Source organism: Actinomadura sp. GTD37, assembly GCF_041951365.1.
Taxonomy (GTDB): Bacteria; Actinomycetota; Actinomycetes; order Streptosporangiales; family Streptosporangiaceae; genus Spirillospora.
Window position 1 is genome coordinate 47770 of record NZ_JBGNUS010000015.1, and the last position, 17254, is coordinate 65023.

A 17254-nucleotide genomic window follows, 5' to 3' on the forward strand; every position below is an offset into this window, starting at 1 on the left:
TGGGTCAGCCCTCAGATCTGGATGCAGACGTTGACGGGTTCGGAGAAGAAGTCCAAGGAGTACTCTCCCCCCTCCCTCCCGATTCCGGACGCCTTCACACCGCCGAACGGGGTGCGCAGGTCGCGCAGGTTCCAGCAGTTCACCCAGACGATCCCCGTCTCGACGCGCGGCGCGACCCGGTGCGCGCGGGACAGGTCCCGCGTCCAGACGGCGGAGGCGAGGCCGTAGGGGCTGTCGTTGGCGAGCGCGAGGGCCTCGTCCTCGGTGTCGAACGGGGCGACGTGGCAGACCGGCCCGAAGATCTCCTCCCGCACCGCGCGGGCCGTCTCGGGGAGGCCGGTGAGGACGGTGGGCTCGACGTAGAAGCCGCCGTCCCGCGCGTCGCCGAACCGCGGGGCGCCGCCGCCGGCGACGACCGTCGCGCCCTCCTCCCGGGCGAGCCGGTAGTAGGACAGGACCTTGTCGCGGTGCTCGGCCGAGATCATCGGGCCGTAGCCGTCGAGTTCCCGCGCGCGTGCGGCCAGCCGGGCGACGAACTCGTCGAAGACGGGCCGTTCCACGTAGACGCGTTCGGTGCAGAGGCAGATCTGGCCGGAGTGCGTGAAGGACGAGCGGACCGTCCCGTCCACGGCGGCGTCGAGGTCGGCGTCGGCGAAGACCAGCGCGGGGTTCTTGCCGCCCAGCTCGAACGAGACCGGCGTGACGCGGTCGGCGGCGCTGCGCATGATCGCGGCGCCGGTGGCCGACTCGCCGGTGAACGCGATCGCGTCCACGCCCGGGTGCCCGGTGAGGAACTCGCCCGCCGCGCCCGCGCCGTGCCCGTGCACGAGGTTGAACGCGCCGTCCGGCAGGCCCGCCTCGCCGATGACCTGGGCGAGGAGGGTCGCGGTGGACGGCGTCTCCTCCGACGGCTTGAGGACGACCGCGTTGCCGCAGGCGAGCGCCGGGGCGATCTTCCAGGTCGACAGCAGCAGCGGGAGGTTCCACGGCGAGATGACCGCCACCACGCCGAGCGGGCGGCGCACCGTGTAGTTGAGCGCCTGCCCCGCGCCGGTGCTCCAGCCGGGGACCTGCGTCGTGTAGGCCCGTTCGGGCCGCCCGTACAGCAGGTCGGCGTAGGCGCGGAAGTTGCCCGCCGCGCGCGGGACGTCGACGGTCTCGGCGAACGCCCGGGGGCGGCCGGTGTCGGCGACCTCGGCCGCGGCGAACTCCTCGAACCGGGCGTCGATCCCGTCCGCGACGCGCCGCAGTGCGGCGGCCCGGTCCTCGGCGCCCAGCGCGCCCCATCCGCCTTTCAGCGCGGCCCGCGCCGCCGTGACGGCGTCGTCCACGACCTCCGGCGTCGCCTCGGGGACGGCGCCCACTTCGGCGCCGTCCGCGGGGTCGATGAGCGGGAACGCGGAGCCGTCCGAGCGGAAGACGCCGCCGACGTAGTGCTGAGCCTTCATGCCCCGATCCTCCGCCCCGCCAGCTATGCCTGGCAAATACCAATCGGCCGGTGAGCTATCACGAACCCGTGATAGTAAGGCGGTATGCGCGCGATCGACCTGCTCAACGGACGGCTGAAGCTCCGGCACCTGGTGCTCGTCGTCGCCATCGCCGACCACGGCAGCGTCCTGCGGGCCGCCGAGCACCTCCATCTGGCGCAGCCCGCCGTCACCCGCAGCCTGCGCGAGGTGGAGAGGCTCCTCGGCGTCGACCTGTTCACCCGCGGGCCGCGCGGCGTCACCCCCACCCTCTTCGGCGACGCGTTCATCGAGCACGCCCGCGCCGTCCTCGCCGAACTGCGCCGCGCCGGCGACCGCATCACCGGCCTGGCGGACGGCGAGGTCGGCACGGTGACCATCGGCACCCTCCTGGCCGGCTCCAGCGTCCTGCTCCCCCGCGCGATCGCCGCGCTGAAGAAGGACCGGCCCGGCATCACGGTGATCGTGCGGGAGGCCACGTTCGACGCGCAGGTCCCCCGCCTCCTGGACGGCGAGATCGACCTGATCCTCGGCCGCCTCAACCCGATCGGCGACCTGCGCGGCCTGCGCCAGACCACCCTGTACGGCGAGCCCGTCCTCCTCGTGGCCCGGCACGGCCACCCGGCCCGCGCCCTGCCGGACGTCGGCCTCGCCGACCTCCTGGCCTACCCGTGGGTGCTCCCCCTGGAGCAGACGGCGCTGCGCACCGAACTGGAACAGGTCTTCCGCGCCTCGGGCCTCGTCCCGCCGGGCAACCTGGTGGAGTGCACCTCGGTGCTGACCGTCCGCACCCTCGTGCGCGACACCGACATGATCGCCGCGCTTCCCGAACTGGTCGCCCGCACCGACGCCGAGATCGCGCCGCTGCCCGTCCCGCTGGAGGCCGTCCGCCGCCAGGTGGGCGTCACGCTCCCCGCGCACCGCGCCCCCACACCGTCGGCACGCCTGATGCTCGACCACCTCCACCGGGAGGCGGCGGCCCTCACCGCCTGATCAGGCGCCTCAGCTCCGCGCTCACCCGCGACTCCGGATCGGCGAGATCGAGCACGACGTCGAAGTGATCGCGGCCGGGCACGATCAGCAGCTCGCCGGGGCCCCACCGAGGCTGGAACAGCCGCGACTGCTCCAGGAACCCGTCCCCGTCGTCCTCTCCGGCGACGAAGACCGCGGGACACCGGTAGCCGGCGTCCAGCAGCGAAGGGCTGAGCGCGGCCGCCCGCTCCACGTCCAGCCGCACGTACTCGTTGACGTACACGCGAGTGATCGGCCGGATGTCGAACAGCCCGCTGAACGGCATCGCGGCCTTCACCACGTCCTCGGGGAGCCCGAGCGGCTCCTGCCACCCGCCGACCATGGTCATCCCGGTCAGGTGCCCGCCCGCCGAACTCCCGCCCACCACGATCCGGCCGGGATCGAGCCCGTGCTCCCGTCCATGCCGGTACACCCACGCCACGGCGGCCCGCACCTGCCGGACGATCTCCTCCAGCGGCGCCTCCGGCGCCAGCGTGTAGTCGGGCACCACGGTCGCGACGCCCTGCTCGTACAGGGCCCGCGCCATGAAGGACGACACGTCCCGCGACAGCGCCATCCAGTAGCCGCCGTGCACGAAGACGAACACGGGCCGCAGGCCGTCCCCGGCGCCCCACACGTCGAGCCGCTCGCCGCTCGCCTCGTCGTAGACGATCCCCGGACGGCCGGGCAGCCCGTCCACGGCCCGCTCCGACATCTCGCGGTACCGCGCCATGTGCCGCGCGAAGAGCTCGGGCCCGGCCTTCCGCCGCACGTTGTAGGCGACGTCCAGCTCCTCGTCGCTGAGCCCGCTTCCCGGCCAGTCGTCCAGATCGCTCACGCTCCCACCCTCCCCCGCCCCGCGCGACCGGGCAAATACCGATTCGCCCGGCGGCTATCACCACCCTGCTATCCGCCCGCCGCCTCGAACGCGGGCGGGGTATCAGTGGCCGAGGTTGACCTGTGCCCTGCGGTGGTCGCCCTTCTCGATCAGGTCGAGGAACCCGAGGGCGTAGTCCGCGGCGGAGATCGCGCCGCCGCCGTCGGGCTGGACCGCGACGTCGGCGCCGAGCCGGTAGCGGCCGAGCCGTTCGCCGGGCATCCGCGCGCCGAACCTGAGCGCGGGGCTCACAAAGACCCAGTCGAGGGTCGCGGGCGCTGCCGGGAGGTCCTCGATGATGAGCGCCGCCCCCGCGCGGATCTCGTCGTGGAGCTCCGCGGGGATGTGGCCGAGGTCGGTGACGAAGCGATCCGCCCCGGGCGCGGGACGCAGCGACGAGTAGCCCCCGACGACGAACAGGGGCACGCCTGCGGCATCGGCCAGACGCGCGACGGCGCGGTAGACGTCGCGGAAGGCGCCGGCGAGCGGACCGCGCGGGGCGAGTGCGCCCACCACGACGTCCGAGCCCTCGATGACTGCTGCGAGCGTTGCTTCGTCGGTGGCGTCGCCCTGGACGTAGGTCACGTCGGGGATCGGCGCTTCGGGGAGCGAGCGGCTCAGTGCGGTGACCTGGTGACCGCGGGCGGCGGCCTCCGCGACGATGGCCGAACCGGCGTAGCCGGTGCCTCCGAGGACGGTGATGCGGGACACGGGGTGCCTTTCGACGGGACGGGTGGCGCCGGACGACGCACACTGGTTACCGTATGAGACCTACTCTCCAACGGGAAGAAGGCACTTTGTGGTAACCACTCCGGGCGAGCCGGTGCTCCGCGGCAGCCCCTACCGCGCCGACTGCCCGACCCGCCGCATCCTGGACCGCATCGGCGACCGCTGGACGGTGCTCATCGTGGGCGCCCTCTGGGACGGCACCGCCCGCTTCTCCGAGTTGCTCCGGCGCGTCGAGGGCATCTCGCAGAAGATGCTCACCCAGACGCTCCGCGGGCTCGAACGGGACGGGCTCGTGCGCCGCACCGTCCACCCCGAAGTGCCGGTCCGCGTCGAGTACACGCTCACCGAGGCGGGCCGCACCCTGCGCGAGCCGCTGCGCGCGCTGGAGGAATGGGCGATCGCGTACCTCCACGATGTGTCGGCGTCGCAGGAGGCGTACGACCGTGCGAACCGGCCTGCTCCCGACTCCGCGAACCGCGGCAGGTGACAGGCCCGAGCCGCGTCCGCCGAATCGGCGGTGGAGTGGCCGGATCGTGTGATGATCTTCGGCGGGACCGAGGCGCGTGGAGCGGGGGCGGGAGCGTGGCGAGTGTGTCGGGCGACTTCGAGCTGACCATGGACGAGCTTCGGATCGTGGCCCGCTTCGCGGCGGAGAGCGCGCAGGACGTCCTGCCGGTGTTCGAGGAGGCCGTTCCCGGGGATTCCCGGCCGCGAGCGGCCCTCGACGCCGCGTGGGAGTTCGCCGGCGGCGCCAGGCGGACGAAGTTGCAGCGCGTCACCTCGCTGGACGCGCACCGGGCGGCGAAGGAGGCGGGCACCGAGGTCGCCCGCCTCGCCGCGCAGGCCGCCGGGGACGCCGCGTCCGCCGCCTACCTGCACCCGATCGCGCGGGCGACGCAGGTCGGGCACATCCTGCGCGCCGCGGCGAGCGCCGCGCGGATCGGGGAGCTGGACGCGGGGGGCGATCCCGCGGTCGGCGGGATGCTGATCGGGCGGGCCCGGCAGCGGGCCGCACCGGTCTTGGCGGAGGTCCTCTCCCGGTATCCGCTCGCGCCGGCCGGCAAGAACCGCGTCGCGCGGCTGATGAGCGTACTGGACGCGTCCCTGCGCGCGGGCCGCGACCTGTACCCGGCCCTCGCCGCGCACGGCCGTCTGGACGCCGGCGACTGGGACGCCGCGTTCGCCCAGGGCCTGGATCACCTCCTCGACGGGATCGGCGGGGTCAGTTCCCGGTGAGAGTGACGACCCTGAGGCCGGGCGCCCTGCCGATCTCGCCGGAGCAGAAGCGCTCGGCGACCCAGCCCTTCTTGGAGAAGAGCCGCGTCTGGTCGGCGTAGTGCGGTGACGTCGGGTCCGCCGACTGGGAGTAGGTGAGGAGGGTCCGGGTGTCCGGGCAGGCGTCCCCGTCGAACGAGACGACCTGGACGTAGCTGGAGCCCGTGGTGACCTCCGTGTAGCCCTTGCCCGGCGTCCACGCGGCCTCGATCTTGTTGAGGACGCCGAGGTCCTCGCTGCCGCCGCCGAGGGGGATCCTCTCGCCGTTGCGGGTGACGTACTGGTGCTCGCCGAGAGGCGCGTCGAGCGGGATGTTCGACGTCCGCAGTTCGTCGACCGCGTCGACCAGGGCCTTGCGGGCGGCCCATGAACCGGTGTTGAAGCCGCGCGGCGTGCGGACCGGGTCGGACGCGTCGAACGGCGTCCTCCATAGGTCCCACGCCGAGAGCGCCTTGCGCCAGTACCGGTCGAAGAGGAGCGCGCCGCGGCTGCCGGCGTCGGCGGTCCCGTCCCACTTGGCCAGGACGTCGCACGGCTCGCCGAGGCGCATGTCGCGGCACATCTCCACCGTCCCGGCGGCGGCGAGTTCGCCCGCGTGGTTGCGGTCGGCGAAGACGAGGTCCTGCATGTCGGTGCGGGTGAACCTGCTCTCGGCGAGCTGGTCCTGGACGGAGACGATGCCGCTTCGCGTGCGGAGGGTGCGCGCGGTCTTCTCGTCCCCGATGATGCGGTCGTATCCGGTCAGCGGCTTCCCGGGGTTCGACAGCCAGTAGCTGTCGTTGGAATTCGTGACGTAGTCGCCCCGGGTCAGCACCGGATACCGGTCGGGGTCGAGAATGCCGGGCTGGACGGTCCCCGGCGCCTTCCCGGGTGCGCAGGACGACCGCGTCCCGTCCAGGATCGCCAGGCCCGCCTGGCGGAGCGTCAGGTGGCCGAGCAGGGAGTTGCAGCGGTCGGCGAACGCGTTCGTGACGTTGGGCAGCACCTGGATCTGGGCGAACAGCGCCTTCCCGCGCGAGTCGGCCGCGATGGTGTTGACCCACGGCAGGCCCTGGGTCTGCTTCAGCGCGCGGACGGCCTCGCCGGTGGTGCGCGCCTTGTCCAGGGCGAGCGAGGTGTTGGCCAGGCGCAGGTTGGTGGCGTTCGGGTCGGTGATCGCGTAGGCGTTCCAGGTCGTCCACGGGAGCCCGATGGACGAGACGGACGTGACGATCGGGCCGTAGCGGCTGCGCCACTGCGTCCTCGCGACCGGCTTGAGGGTGCCGTCCGGCTGCCTGGCCTGGACGGTGACCCGCCGCTGCGTCATCTTCTCGATCCTGCCGTCCACGAAGTAGGACGTCGGGTCGCCCGGCGCCAGGCGCAGCTCGGTCAGGCTGAACGGGACGCCGGTCGCGACGGTGTGGCTCCACGCGAACGTCGAGGTGTGGCCGATGTTGACGGACGGCGCGCCGAGGAGCGCGGCGCCGCTCACGTCCAGCTCGCCGGGGATCGTCTGCTGCATCTGCCAGAAGCGCCGCCCGTTGTGCCAGGGGTAGTGCGGGTTGCCGAGGAGGACGCCGCGTCCGTTCGCGGTGGCGTCGGCGCCCACGGCGATGGCGTTGCTGCCCATGTCGGTGTTGGTCAGCAGCCCGCGGGCGCCTTCGGCCGCCTTCTCCAAGGACTGCGCCCCGGTCCCGGCCCGCGCGCCGCTCGGGGGCGCCGCCTCGGTGATCTGGTCGGTGACCATGCCGGAGCCGCCGAGCATGGCGAGGGCGTAGCCGCGCCGGTAGACGTCCAGCGCGGTGATGGGCTTCAGCCACGCGGCGCCCTTGCACGCCGGGTCGGCGACCCCGCCTTCGCGCAGGTACCGGTTGTAGCCGGCGGCCCAGCCCCGGCTGAGCTCGCGCACGTCGCCGGTCGGGCCGTAGGGCGCGGGCGCGGCGGCCAGCCGCTCGACGATGCCGCTGTCGTTGACACCGGTGAAGAAGACGTCGCTGGCCAGGTTGGTGGACGCCGACGACAGCGCCCTGTCGGGCGAGGCGTCCGGGCCGAAGTACCTGGAGCGTTCCCCGCGGAGCGTGACGACGCCCTGTGCGATCAGGCAGGCGTTGTCCTTCGCCGCCGCGTAGCCGGTGCCGTAGCCGAGGCCCGCGTAGTCCGCGGCGGTGATGTGCGGGATGCCGTACTCGGTGTAGCGGACGGTCGCCGACATGCCGCGCTCGCCGACGGCGGCCACGGACGGGGACACGGGCGCCAGGGCGGCGGAGAGGGCGGCGGCGGCGACCGCCGCGGTGCCCGCCGCCCGCAGGCCGGTACGCGACATGGGGGCTCCTTGATCACAGAAGTCCCGCAAAATTCGCACACCCTGTCACTTCTGACAAGACCCGCCCGGCGGGATCTAGGGGACGAGGCCCGGCAGGTCCGCGGCGTGGTCGTGCAGGTAGGCCGCGAGGGTCTCCGGGATGAGGTCGATGGCCGCCAGGGCGGCGGGGGTGCACGGGACGAGGTCCACGTCGTAGCGGCCCCGCGACGGGTCGGCGAACTCGGGGCCGTGGCGGCGGGACAGGTCCATCGAGGTCAGGCGGCAGACGTAGAAGGTGTTGAGGCGGTGCACGCAGGGGCCCTGCTCGCCGCACGCGAAGACCTGGCGGACGGCTCCGGCCGTCGCGCCGAGCTCCTCGTCCAGTTCGCGGCGCAGGGCGGCCTCGGGGGACGCGTCGGTGGGCTCGATCTTGCCGCCGGGGGTCGTCCAGTAGACGGGGCGGTCCGGGCGGGTGCGGCGGAGCAGGACGAGCGCGTCGCCGTCCAGGAGGAGGGCCCGCACGGCGCGGCGGACCCTCATGAGTTCAGGTAGGCGAGCACGGCGAGGACGCGGCGGTGCCCGCTGTCGGTCGGCGGCAGGCCGAGCTTGGCGAAGACGGCGCCGATGTGCTTGCTGACCGACCGCTCGGTGATGACGAGGGTGGTCGCGATCGTGGCGTTGTCGAGGCCCTGCGCCATCAGGCCGAGCACCTCGCGCTCGCGGGGCGTGAGCGCCTCCAGCGGGTCCCGGCGGGAGGTCATCAGCTGGGACACGACCTCGGGGTCGAGGGCGGTGCCGCCGGCGGCCACGCGGGCCAGCGCGTCCAGGAACTCGTCGACGCGGCCGACGCGGTCCTTCAGCAGGTAGCCGATGCCCTCGGCGCCGCCGGCGAGCAGCTCGGCGGCGTAGGTCTCCTCGACGTACTGCGACAGCACGAGCAGCGGCAGGCCGGGGATCCGCCTGCGGGCCTCGATCGCGGCGCGCAGCCCCTCGTCGCGGAATCCGGGCGGCAGCCGGACGTCGAGGACGGCGGCGTCGGGACGGTGCTCCAGCAGCGCCGGCAGCACGCCCGGGCCCTCGCCGGCGACGGCGACGACCTCGTGCCCGCCCGCCTCCAGCAGCATGACGAGCCCCTCCCGGAGCAGGACGTTGTCCTCCGCGATCACGATCCGCACGGCAGGTCCACTTCGAGCGTCGTCCCTTCCCCGTCGGGGCTGTCGATGCGGGTCGTCCCGTCGAGCGCCGCCACGCGGCGGCGGATGCCCGCGAGGCCGCTGCCCCGCTCCGGATCGGCCCCGCCCTTGCCATCATCCCGCACCCGGATCGTGAGGCGGGCAGGTTCGCGCCGGACGGTGACCCGGCCGTGCCGGGCGCCGCTGTGCCTGGCGACGTTCGTGAGGGCCTCGGCGACGACGAAGTAGGCGGCGGCCTCGACGGCGGCGGGCGCCCGCCCGTCCTCGACGTCCATCTCGACCGGGATCGGCTGCCCGGCGGCGAGCGCGCGCAGCGCCCCGGCGAGGCCCCGGTCCGACAGGATCGGCGGGTAGATCCCGCGGATCACCGTGCGCAGCTGGGTGAGGGCCTCCTCGATTCCGTCGCGGGCCTCCAGGAACAGCGCGCGGGCGGCGGCCGGGTCGGATCCGAACCGGCGGTCGGCCAGACCGAGGCGCAGCGCGGCGGCGACGAGCTGCGCCTGCGTCCCGTCGTGCAGGTCGCGCTCGATGCGGCGCAGCTCGGCGCCGTGCGCCTCCAGCGCCTCGGCGCGGGTCTCGGTCAGCTCCTCGACCCGCTCGGAGAGGCTCGTGCGGCGGGTCGGGCCGAGCAGCGCGGCGGCGAGCCGGGCCTGCCAGCGGACGAGCCGGGGCACCAGCCACAGCAGGGCGGCGAGGTCGAGCGCCCCCTGGACGAACGGCATCGTCAGCGCCTTCGGCCACGAGTCCAGCGCGATGATCGCCGACTGGGACCCCTCGGGCGCCGCCCACCACCACAGCGGCAGCGACAGCGCGAACGGGATCGCGGGCCAGAGCCCGATCGCGAGCACCGCGGCCTGCAGGCCGGTGAGGCCGTGCACCGCCATCCAGGCCGCGTCCCGCCAGACGGCCCGGGACCTGAGCAGGCGGCCCGCCGCCGCCGGCCCCGCGCCGCTCAGGGGCCGGTAGGGCGCGGGGATCTCGCGCCCGAGCAGCCGTCCCGCCCGGCGCCGCTCGGCGTTCGCGAGGGCGCGCAGCGGCCGCACGGCCGACGGCAGCCACGGCAGCACGACGGGCATCAGCACGAGGAGGACCGCCAGCGGGACGAGCCCGAGCAGCGCCGGCAGGGCGGTGCGCAGGGCGCCGGCCAGCTCGCCGGTCGCCGCCGCGCTGCGTTTCAGTGCGCTCCTCATGTCAGCTCACCGTAAGCGACCGCGCACACCCGCGCACCAGGGCCCGCCACCCCTTCGGGGGTGTAGCCCGCTACACCGGCACGCGGCCCCGGCACGAGCCGACTCGGCAAGCCGAAGCGGACACGGCCCCGCCGCCGTTACGATCGCCACTGGCATGCTCTGTACCGGAACGGCGTGAAATGGATGATGTGGAGGTCCGGCACCTGCCGGGCGACCTGCCGCAGCTGTTCGACGGCGGCGTCGGAGACGACGCCCCCGGGCGGACGCTGTCGGTGCCGCTGCCCGACGGGGACCTCGTCTGGCCCGATCCCGGCTACCCGCAGCGGCGGCCCCTCCTGCGGCCCGCGTTCTGGCTGAGCGACGACCCGGTCCGCGGCGACCTGTGGGCCGCGCTGCGCGCCGAGCACGACCGGTCGGGCCTCTGGCCGCTGCTGATGGACGAGAGCGACCAGCCCTGGGCGGCGGGCCAGATCGCGCCCGAGCCGGTGGGCGAGGTCGCCAACTACCATCCGCACGCGTTCATGTACGAGGTCTGGACCGACTTCGCCGAGCAGGCGGCCGACGGCGACCTGGAGGACCTCGCCCCCTACGGGCGGCACTGCCCCGGTCCCGCCCCCGAGGGCGTGCCGCTCGACGACCCGGGCGCCGTGGCCGACCGCTACGCCCGCGTCCTCGCCCGGCGCGGCCCGTCGCTCGGCCTGGTCGCGGTGGAGCGGGGCGCGGACGCGCTCGCCGCCACCGGCTGGCAGGGCGCCCTCAACCACAACGAGTGGACGGCGCCGATGGCGGCCGTCCTGCGCAGCTGGGAGGACCGCTTCGGCGCCCGCGTCGTCGGGCTCGGGTTCAACACGCTGGACCTCAGCGTGTCCGCGCCGCCGGTCAGCACGCGGCACGCCGTCCACGTCGCGGCCGAGCACTGGGCGTTCTGCCCCGACATCCTCTTCCAGGGCCCCGGCACCCTCGCCGGGTACGCGGAGGAGATCCGCGGCAAGACCCACTGGTCGTTCTGGTGGGACTGACCGGCCGTCCCAAAAGGTGGTCATGCCGCGTGAACGTCCAGGTCATCTGTGCCGGTACCGGCCCGGCGGGCGGTTACGGTGGGGCGGGTGAGCACCGGGTGGCACGGCCTGCACGGGGTCCCCGGGTGACCCGCGCCGGCGGCACCCCGGAGCGGCCGGCCGGTCCGGGGGCACGGAGGGGGCGCTGCCATGACCGACGGATCAGGCGACGGGTACATCACGGAGCTGCTGCGCGCCTGGCGTGAGCCGGTGCTGGAACGCTGGGCCGAGCTCGTCGGCACCGTCGTCCGCGGGCGGCTCACGCAGAGCGAGCTCCGGTCCCAGCTGAACGGGCTGTACGGGCTCGTGGAGCGGGCCCTCGGCGGCGACGGCACGGCCGCCGGGGAGCTGCGGGCGGAGGTGGCGGAGATCTCCCGCGAGCAGGCCCGGCAGGGGTTCAGCCCGTCCGAGACCGCGATCGGCGTGTTCGCGCTGAAGCAGGCGCTGTACGAGCAGGTCCGCGCCTCCAAGGACCGCAGGGCCTACGGCGAGCTCATCGACTTCTCCGCCTATGTCGACGAGCTCGGGCTGGCGACGTTCGAGACCTACGCGGCCGCGCGCGAGCAGATCATCGCGGACCAGGCGGAGCAGCTGCTGGAGCTGTCGACCCCCGTCGTGAAGCTGTGGGGCGGGATCCTCGGCGTCCCGCTCGTCGGCACCCTGGACTCGGCCCGCACCCAGGTGGTCATGGAGACGCTGCTGCAGACGCTGGTGGACACCGGCTCCCGGTTCGCGGTGATCGACATCACCGGCGTGTCCGCCGTGGACACCGAGGTCGCCCAGCACCTGCTGAAGACCGTCATGGCGGCCAGGCTGATGGGCACCGAGTGCGTGATCTCCGGCGTCCGGCCGCAGATCGCGCAGACGATCGTCACGCTCGGCATCGAGTTCGGCGACATCATCACGAAGGCCGACCTGGCCGACGCGCTCGCGTACGCGCTGGACCGCAGCGGCGTGCGCGTGGTCCGGAAGGCGGACGCCTGATGGAGCGCGTGCCCATCCTCAAGATCGGGAACGTCCTGCTGGTGTCGATCCAGGTCGACCTCCAGGACCAGACCGTCCTGGCGCTCCAGGAGGACCTCGCGGAGCGGATCACCGCCACCGGCGCGGACGGCGTGATCATCGACATCACCGCGGTGGACATCGTCGACTCGTTCATCGGCCGGATGTTCGCCACCATCGCGTCCATGGCGCGGCTCATGGACGCCGAGACGGTGGTGGTCGGGATGCGTCCCGCCGTGGCGATCACGCTGGTGGAGCTCGGGCTCTCGCTGGGCGGGGTCCGCACCGCGCTTGACCTGGAGAAGGGCATGCGGGTGCTCGGCGCCGGGCGGCCCGGCGCCGTCCCCGCGCCGCCCGGCGCCGGCCCGGCGGACCGGCCGGCGGGCGGGCCGTGACATCCCCGCCCGGCGAGGAGGTGCCGATCGCGTCCGGCGACGACGTGGTGCGGGTCCGGCAGCTGGTGCGCGCCGCCGCGGCGGCGGCCGGCCTGTCGCTCGTCGACCAGACCAAGATCGTGACGGCGGCGAGCGAGCTGGCGCGCAACACCTACGCGCACGGCGGCGGCGGCACGATGCGGGTGGAGCGGGAGAAGGGCGAGGGCGGCCGCGAGGGGATCCGCATCGTCTTCCGCGACACCGGGCCGGGCATCGCGGACGTGGAGCAGGCCCTCAGCGAGGGCTGGTCGAGCGGCACCGGCCTCGGCCTCGGCCTGTCCGGGGCGCGCAGGCTGAGCGACGAGTTCAGCCTGACGAGCGAGGCGGGGAAGGGCACCACGGTGATGGTAGCCAAATGGCTGCGCTGACCGGGGACGGCTGGACGACCAGCCCGTCCCCCGCCGAGTCGCTGCTGGTGCGGGTCGAGGAGGAGAGCGCCGCGGCGGGGGTGCGGCGGCGCGCGACCGCGCTCGCCGAGCGGCTCGGGTTCGCCGGGGAGCGCCTCGAGCAGGTGCGGCTCGCGGCGACCGAGGCCGCGACGAACCTCGTCAGGCACGCCCGGCAGGGCGAGATGCTGGTGCGCATCGTGCGCGACGACGGCGACGCCGTGCTGGAGCTCGTGTCCATCGACCGGGGCCCGGGCATCGCCGACGTGCCGGTCTCCGTGCTGAACGGCTTCTCGACCCGGGGGACGCTCGGCCTCGGGCTGGGCTCGATCGAACGGCTCGCCGACCGCAGCGGCCTGTACTCGCTGCCCGGGCCCGGCACCGTCCTGTACGCGCGGTTCCGCCCGCCCGGCGGACCGGACGCGGCGCGGCCCCCGTTCGCCGGCCTGACGGTGCCGATCGGCGACGAGGTGGAATGCGGCGACGCCTACACCGCCCGGCTCGTGGACGGCACGGTCTACGCGATGCTCTGCGACGGCCTCGGGCACGGCCCGCTGGCGGCGCGCGCGGCCTCGGCGGCCGTCCGCGCGGCGCACGGGACGGCGCTGCCCGTCTCGCCCGCCGAGATGCTGCGGCGGATCCGGGAGCGGATGACCGCCACCCGGGGCGGCGCCGTCGCGGTCGCCGCCGTCGAGCCCGCCGCCGGGCGGGTCCGGTTCGCCGGACTCGGGAACGTCGCCGGCTGGATCGTCGGGCCGGAACGCAGGCAGGGCCTGGTCTCGGTGCCCGGGATCGCCGGGACGAACGCCGGCCGGATCCGCGAGCACGCCTACCCGCTGCCGCCGGGCGCGGCGGTGGTGCTGCACTCCGACGGCCTCACCTCCCGCTGGAGCCTCGCCGACCGGCCGGGCCTGGACTTCGGCGACCCGCTGCTGGTCGCGGCGACGCTGCTGCGCGACGCCGGCGTCCGCCACGACGACCGGTCGGTGCTGGCGATCACGACGTCCGGGCGGAGGTGAGCGATGGCCGAGGATCTGCTCCGCATCGGGATCGACGACGAGGAGGGCGTCTTCGCCGTCCGGCAGGCGGGCCGGCAGGTCGCGGGCGCGATCGGGTTCGACCACCAGGACCAGGTCCGCGTGGCCACCGCGCTCAGCGAGGTCGGCCGGGAGCTGTACGCGTCCGCCGACCACGTGTCCGTCGTGTTCCTGCTCGACGCGGGGCCGCGCCCGGGGCTGGTCATCGAGCTGGACTTCGTCCCGCGGCCGGGCGCGGACCGGGAGGCCGCCCGCCGCACCGCGGCGGCGCGCCTGCTGAGCCGCGTCGAGGAGGAGGCCGCCGGGGAGGACGGCGTCCGCGTCCGGCTCCGCAAGGACCTGCCCGTCGGCGCCGAACCGCCCGGCGGCGCCGAGCTGGACGGCCTCCGGGCGCGGCTCGGGCGGCTGGCCCCGGTGCCCGCGCTGGAGGAGCTGCGGACGCAGAACGCCGAGCTGGTCGAGGCGCTGGAGGACGTCCGGCGGCAGCGCGAGGAGCTCCGGGCGCTCAACGCCGAACTGGAGGAGACCAACCACGGCGTCATGGCGCTGTACGGCGAGCTCTCCGCCGAGCTGGAGGAGACCAACCGGGGCGTGGTGGCGCTGTACGCCGAACTGGAGGAGAAGTCCGACCAGCTGCGCGAGGCGGGCGAGGCCAAGAACCGGTTCTGGGCCAGCATCAGCCACGAGCTGCGCACGCCGGTGCACGGCGTCATCGGGCTCACCCGGCTGCTCCTCGACCCGGACGCCGACCCGCTCACCGAGGAGCAGCGGCAGCAGATCACCCTGATCGGCTACACCGGCGGGACGCTCCTGTCGCTGGTGAACGAGCTGCTGGACATGGCCAAGGCGGAGCAGGGGCGGCTGGAGCCGCACCCCGCGCCGGTGGACGTCCCGGCGCTGCTGGCGGAGCTGTCGGAGCTGCTGACCCCGATGGCGGAGCAGGCCGGCCTGTCGCTCGTCGTGGACGCGGCGGGCGCGCCGTCCGGCCTCGTCACCGACGCGGAGATGCTCTCCCGTATCCTGCGGAACCTCGTGGGCAACGGGCTGAAGTTCACCGACGAGGGCGAGGTCCGCCTCACCGTGCGGCCCGCCGGCGGGGACGTGGAGTTCGTCGTGGCCGACACCGGCGCCGGCATCCCGCCCGCCGAGCGGGAGCGCGTCTTCGAGGAGTTCCACCGGGTGCCCGGCAGCACCGCGGGCGGCACGGGGCTGGGGCTGCCCTACGCCCGCCGGCTGGCCCGCGCGCTCGGCGGCGAGCTGTTCCTGGACAGCGCCGTCGGCGAGGGCACGACGGTCACCGTGCGGCTGCCGCCGTACCGGGTCCTGGGCGATCTCGGCCTGGGCCACGTCCTGATCGTGGACGACGACGAACCGGCCCGCCGGACCATGCGCGACCTGGTGGCCGCGGCCGCCGACCGGATCAGCGAGGCCGGCGACGGGCGCGCCGCCCTGGCCGCGGCCGGCGCCGACCCGCCCGACCTCGTCCTGCTGGACCTGCGCATGCCCGGCATGGACGGCTACGACGTCCTCGCCGGGCTGCCCGCCGCGACGCCGGTCGTCCTGGTCACCTCCGCGGACGTGGCCGGGCGGGACGACCCGCGGCTGGAGCGCGCGGACGCGGTGCTGAACAAGGACAGGGTCGGCCCCGAGACGCTGGCGGCGGCCGTGCGCGCCGCCAGGACCCGGCAAGGCCGGAGGGGCGGGTGACCGGCATGGGGACGTGGACGACGCTGGTGGTCGACGACAACGACACCAAGCGGTACATCGTCGGGCAGTGGCTGCGCCGCGCCGGGCACACGGTGGTGGAGGCGGCGTCCGCGGCGGAGACCTGGCAGCGGCTCGCCGCGCACGACATCGACCTCGTGGTGCTGGACGTCAAACTCCCGGACATGAGCGGCATCGAGGTCAGCGAGCGCATCAAGGCCGAACCCGGCACGAGCTCGCTGCCGGTCATCCACATCTCCGCGCAGGCCGTGGACGTCGCCGACCGCACCCACGGGCTGCGGCGCGGCGCCGACGCCTACATGACCGACCCGATCGACCCGGCCGAGTTCATCGCCACGGTGGAGGCGGTGCTGCGCTACTACGAGGCGCGGCGGCAGGCCGAGCGGATGACCTCCCGCATGGCCGAGTTCACCCGCACGTCCCTGGCCATCAACGCGGCCGCGTCGTTCGAGGACCTCGCCGAGGTCGCCGCCCGCGGCGCCCGCGCGATCTTCGAGGTGCCGGCCGCCGTGTTCATCGTCCCGCCGGGCGGCCGGCCGCGGCGGGCCGTCGAGGACGGCTGCGGCCCCCGGTTCCGCGAGTACCCGCCGGGCCTCATCGAGCGGCTCACCGACGTCACCGGGCTCGGCGACGACACCGGCACCGAGACCACGCGGGCGCCGCTGCGGGACTGGCGGGGACTGGTGCCCGACACCGTGCTGCACGACGACGCCCTGCTGGTGGTGTCGCGGCTGAAGCACGGCCACCCGCCGATCGCCATCGCGATCGAGGCCGCGGGCGCGCCCGGCGACGCCGAGGTCAACCTGCTGCGCCAGCTCGGGCAGGCCGTGGCGCTCGCGCTCGCCGCGCTCCGGACCTACACCGAGGAGCACACCATCTCGCTGACGCTGCAGCGCAGCCTGCTGCCCGCGTCGCTGCCCGCGGTGCCGGGCTGGGAGTTCGCGGTCCGCTACGAGCCGGCCGGCGACCAGGCCGAGGTCGGCGGCGACTTCTACGAGGTCCTCGACCTCGGCGACCGCGTCCTCGTGGCCATCGGGGACGTGCAGGGGCACTCGCTGCGCGCCGCGACGGTGATGGCGGAGGTCCGGCACGCGCTGCGCGCGTTCGCCGCCGAGGGCCACGGCTCCGTCCAGATCCTCCGGCTGCTGAACGGCGTGATGGAGCGCTACCACGACGACCAGACCGTCACCATGTGCCTGATGACGCTGGACCCCGGCAGCGGCCGGCTGCACATCGCCAGCGCCGGGCACCTGCCGCCGCTGCACGTCCACGCCGGCGTCGCCCGGTACGGCCGGGGCGGCGGCGTGATCCTCGGCTTCCCGGCGGACGGCGTCGAGGTCGAGGAGACCGTGGTCCCGCCGGGCGGCGCCGTCGTGCTGCTCACCGACGGGCTGATCGAGGACCGCGGTGTCCCGCTCACCGACAACATGGAGCGGCTGCGGATCGTCGCCGCCCACGTCGAGGACGATCTGGAGCGTTTCAGCGACCGCGTCATCGCCGAGTTCGGGCACCGCGAGGACGACGTCGCCCTGGTCGTCCTCCGCCGTGCGGACGGCGGCCGCTGATACCGCGCCGCGCCGCACTCCCCTA

Annotated in this window: 17 protein-coding genes; 10 read left to right on the top strand and 7 right to left on the bottom strand. The window is 74.6% G+C overall.

From position 1 onward, the window contains the following. Positions 1-11 precede the first annotated feature (11 nt). Positions 12-1448, bottom strand: a complete 1437-nt coding sequence (locus ACA511_RS39570) for a 2-hydroxymuconic semialdehyde dehydrogenase (RefSeq protein ID WP_375029886.1) — start codon at positions 1446-1448, stop codon at positions 12-14. An 84-nt stretch (positions 1449-1532) separates the two neighbouring features. Between ACA511_RS39570 and ACA511_RS39575 the strand changes: the two genes are divergently transcribed. Then, positions 1533-2459: a LysR substrate-binding domain-containing protein gene (locus ACA511_RS39575; RefSeq protein ID WP_375029887.1), complete on the top strand. Its 927-nt coding sequence runs from the start codon at positions 1533-1535 to the stop codon at positions 2457-2459. Here the strand turns inward: ACA511_RS39575 and ACA511_RS39580 are convergent. Then, positions 2449-3315 carry an alpha/beta hydrolase gene (locus ACA511_RS39580; RefSeq protein WP_375029888.1) on the bottom strand — a complete coding sequence of 289 codons (867 nt, stop codon included), beginning with the start codon at positions 3313-3315 and terminating at the stop codon, positions 2449-2451. The two genes, ACA511_RS39575 and ACA511_RS39580, sit on opposite strands and share 11 nt — an antisense overlap. A 102-nt stretch (positions 3316-3417) precedes the next feature. After that, complete coding sequence (locus ACA511_RS39585) at positions 3418-4065, bottom strand: NAD(P)-dependent oxidoreductase (protein ID WP_375029889.1); 648 nt, start codon at positions 4063-4065, stop codon at positions 3418-3420. An 88-nt stretch (positions 4066-4153) separates the two neighbouring features. Between ACA511_RS39585 and ACA511_RS39590 the strand changes: the two genes are divergently transcribed. Both ACA511_RS39590 and ACA511_RS39595 read left to right on the top strand, forming a co-directional pair. Next, positions 4154-4570, top strand: a complete 417-nt coding sequence (locus tag ACA511_RS39590; protein WP_375029890.1) for a winged helix-turn-helix transcriptional regulator — start codon at positions 4154-4156, stop codon at positions 4568-4570. 95 nt (positions 4571-4665) lie between these two features. After that, positions 4666-5319 (top strand): putative immunity protein, encoded by a 654-nt coding sequence (locus ACA511_RS39595; protein WP_375029891.1) that lies wholly within the window; start codon positions 4666-4668, stop codon positions 5317-5319. Here the strand turns inward: ACA511_RS39595 and ACA511_RS39600 are convergent. The 4 genes from ACA511_RS39600 to ACA511_RS39615 all read right to left on the bottom strand — a co-directional run bounded on the left by ACA511_RS39600 (position 5306) and on the right by ACA511_RS39615 (position 10022). Continuing rightward, complete coding sequence (locus tag ACA511_RS39600; protein WP_375029892.1) at positions 5306-7660, bottom strand: penicillin acylase family protein; 2355 nt, start codon at positions 7658-7660, stop codon at positions 5306-5308. The genes ACA511_RS39595 and ACA511_RS39600 overlap by 14 nt on opposite strands. 75 nt (positions 7661-7735) lie before the next feature. Continuing rightward, on the bottom strand, positions 7736-8179 hold the full coding sequence (locus ACA511_RS39605; protein WP_375029893.1) for an NUDIX domain-containing protein: 444 nt from the start codon (positions 8177-8179) through the stop codon (positions 7736-7738). Further along, positions 8176-8814 carry a LuxR C-terminal-related transcriptional regulator gene (locus ACA511_RS39610; protein ID WP_375029894.1) on the bottom strand — a complete coding sequence of 213 codons (639 nt, stop codon included), beginning with the start codon at positions 8812-8814 and terminating at the stop codon, positions 8176-8178. The genes ACA511_RS39605 and ACA511_RS39610 overlap by 4 nt, the downstream gene beginning before the upstream one ends. Further along, the gene (locus ACA511_RS39615; protein ID WP_375029895.1) at positions 8802-10022 is read right to left on the bottom strand and encodes a sensor histidine kinase; all 1221 of its coding nucleotides are present in this window, start codon (positions 10020-10022) and stop codon (positions 8802-8804) included. The genes ACA511_RS39610 and ACA511_RS39615 overlap by 13 nt, the downstream gene beginning before the upstream one ends. Before the next feature lie 179 nt (positions 10023-10201). On the opposite strand from ACA511_RS39615, the gene ACA511_RS39620 reads away from it, so the two are divergent. The 7 genes from ACA511_RS39620 (at position 10202) to ACA511_RS39650 (ending at position 17229) form a co-directional block, all read left to right on the top strand. Next, positions 10202-11041: a DUF4253 domain-containing protein gene (locus ACA511_RS39620; protein WP_375029896.1), complete on the top strand. Its 840-nt coding sequence runs from the start codon at positions 10202-10204 to the stop codon at positions 11039-11041. A gap of 189 nt (positions 11042-11230) precedes the next feature. Next, positions 11231-12064 carry an STAS domain-containing protein gene (locus ACA511_RS39625; RefSeq protein WP_375029897.1) on the top strand — a complete coding sequence of 278 codons (834 nt, stop codon included), beginning with the start codon at positions 11231-11233 and terminating at the stop codon, positions 12062-12064. Further along, positions 12064-12477: an STAS domain-containing protein gene (locus ACA511_RS39630; protein ID WP_375029898.1), complete on the top strand. Its 414-nt coding sequence runs from the start codon at positions 12064-12066 to the stop codon at positions 12475-12477. Before ACA511_RS39625 ends, ACA511_RS39630 begins: the two co-directional genes overlap by 1 nt. Beyond that, positions 12474-12884: an ATP-binding protein gene (locus tag ACA511_RS39635; RefSeq protein ID WP_375029899.1), complete on the top strand. Its 411-nt coding sequence runs from the start codon at positions 12474-12476 to the stop codon at positions 12882-12884. Before ACA511_RS39630 ends, ACA511_RS39635 begins: the two co-directional genes overlap by 4 nt. Then, the gene (locus tag ACA511_RS39640) at positions 12872-13921 is read left to right on the top strand and encodes an anti-sigma regulatory factor (RefSeq protein ID WP_375029900.1); all 1050 of its coding nucleotides are present in this window, start codon (positions 12872-12874) and stop codon (positions 13919-13921) included. Before ACA511_RS39635 ends, ACA511_RS39640 begins: the two co-directional genes overlap by 13 nt. A gap of 3 nt (positions 13922-13924) precedes the next feature. Continuing rightward, a complete protein-coding gene (locus ACA511_RS39645; RefSeq protein ID WP_375029901.1) occupies positions 13925-15646 on the top strand; it encodes an ATP-binding protein in 1722 nt (573 codons plus the stop codon). Between the two features lie 5 nt (positions 15647-15651). Continuing rightward, positions 15652-17229, top strand: a complete 1578-nt coding sequence (locus ACA511_RS39650; protein WP_375029945.1) for a SpoIIE family protein phosphatase — start codon at positions 15652-15654, stop codon at positions 17227-17229. The last annotated feature ends 25 nt before the right edge of the window (positions 17230-17254 follow it).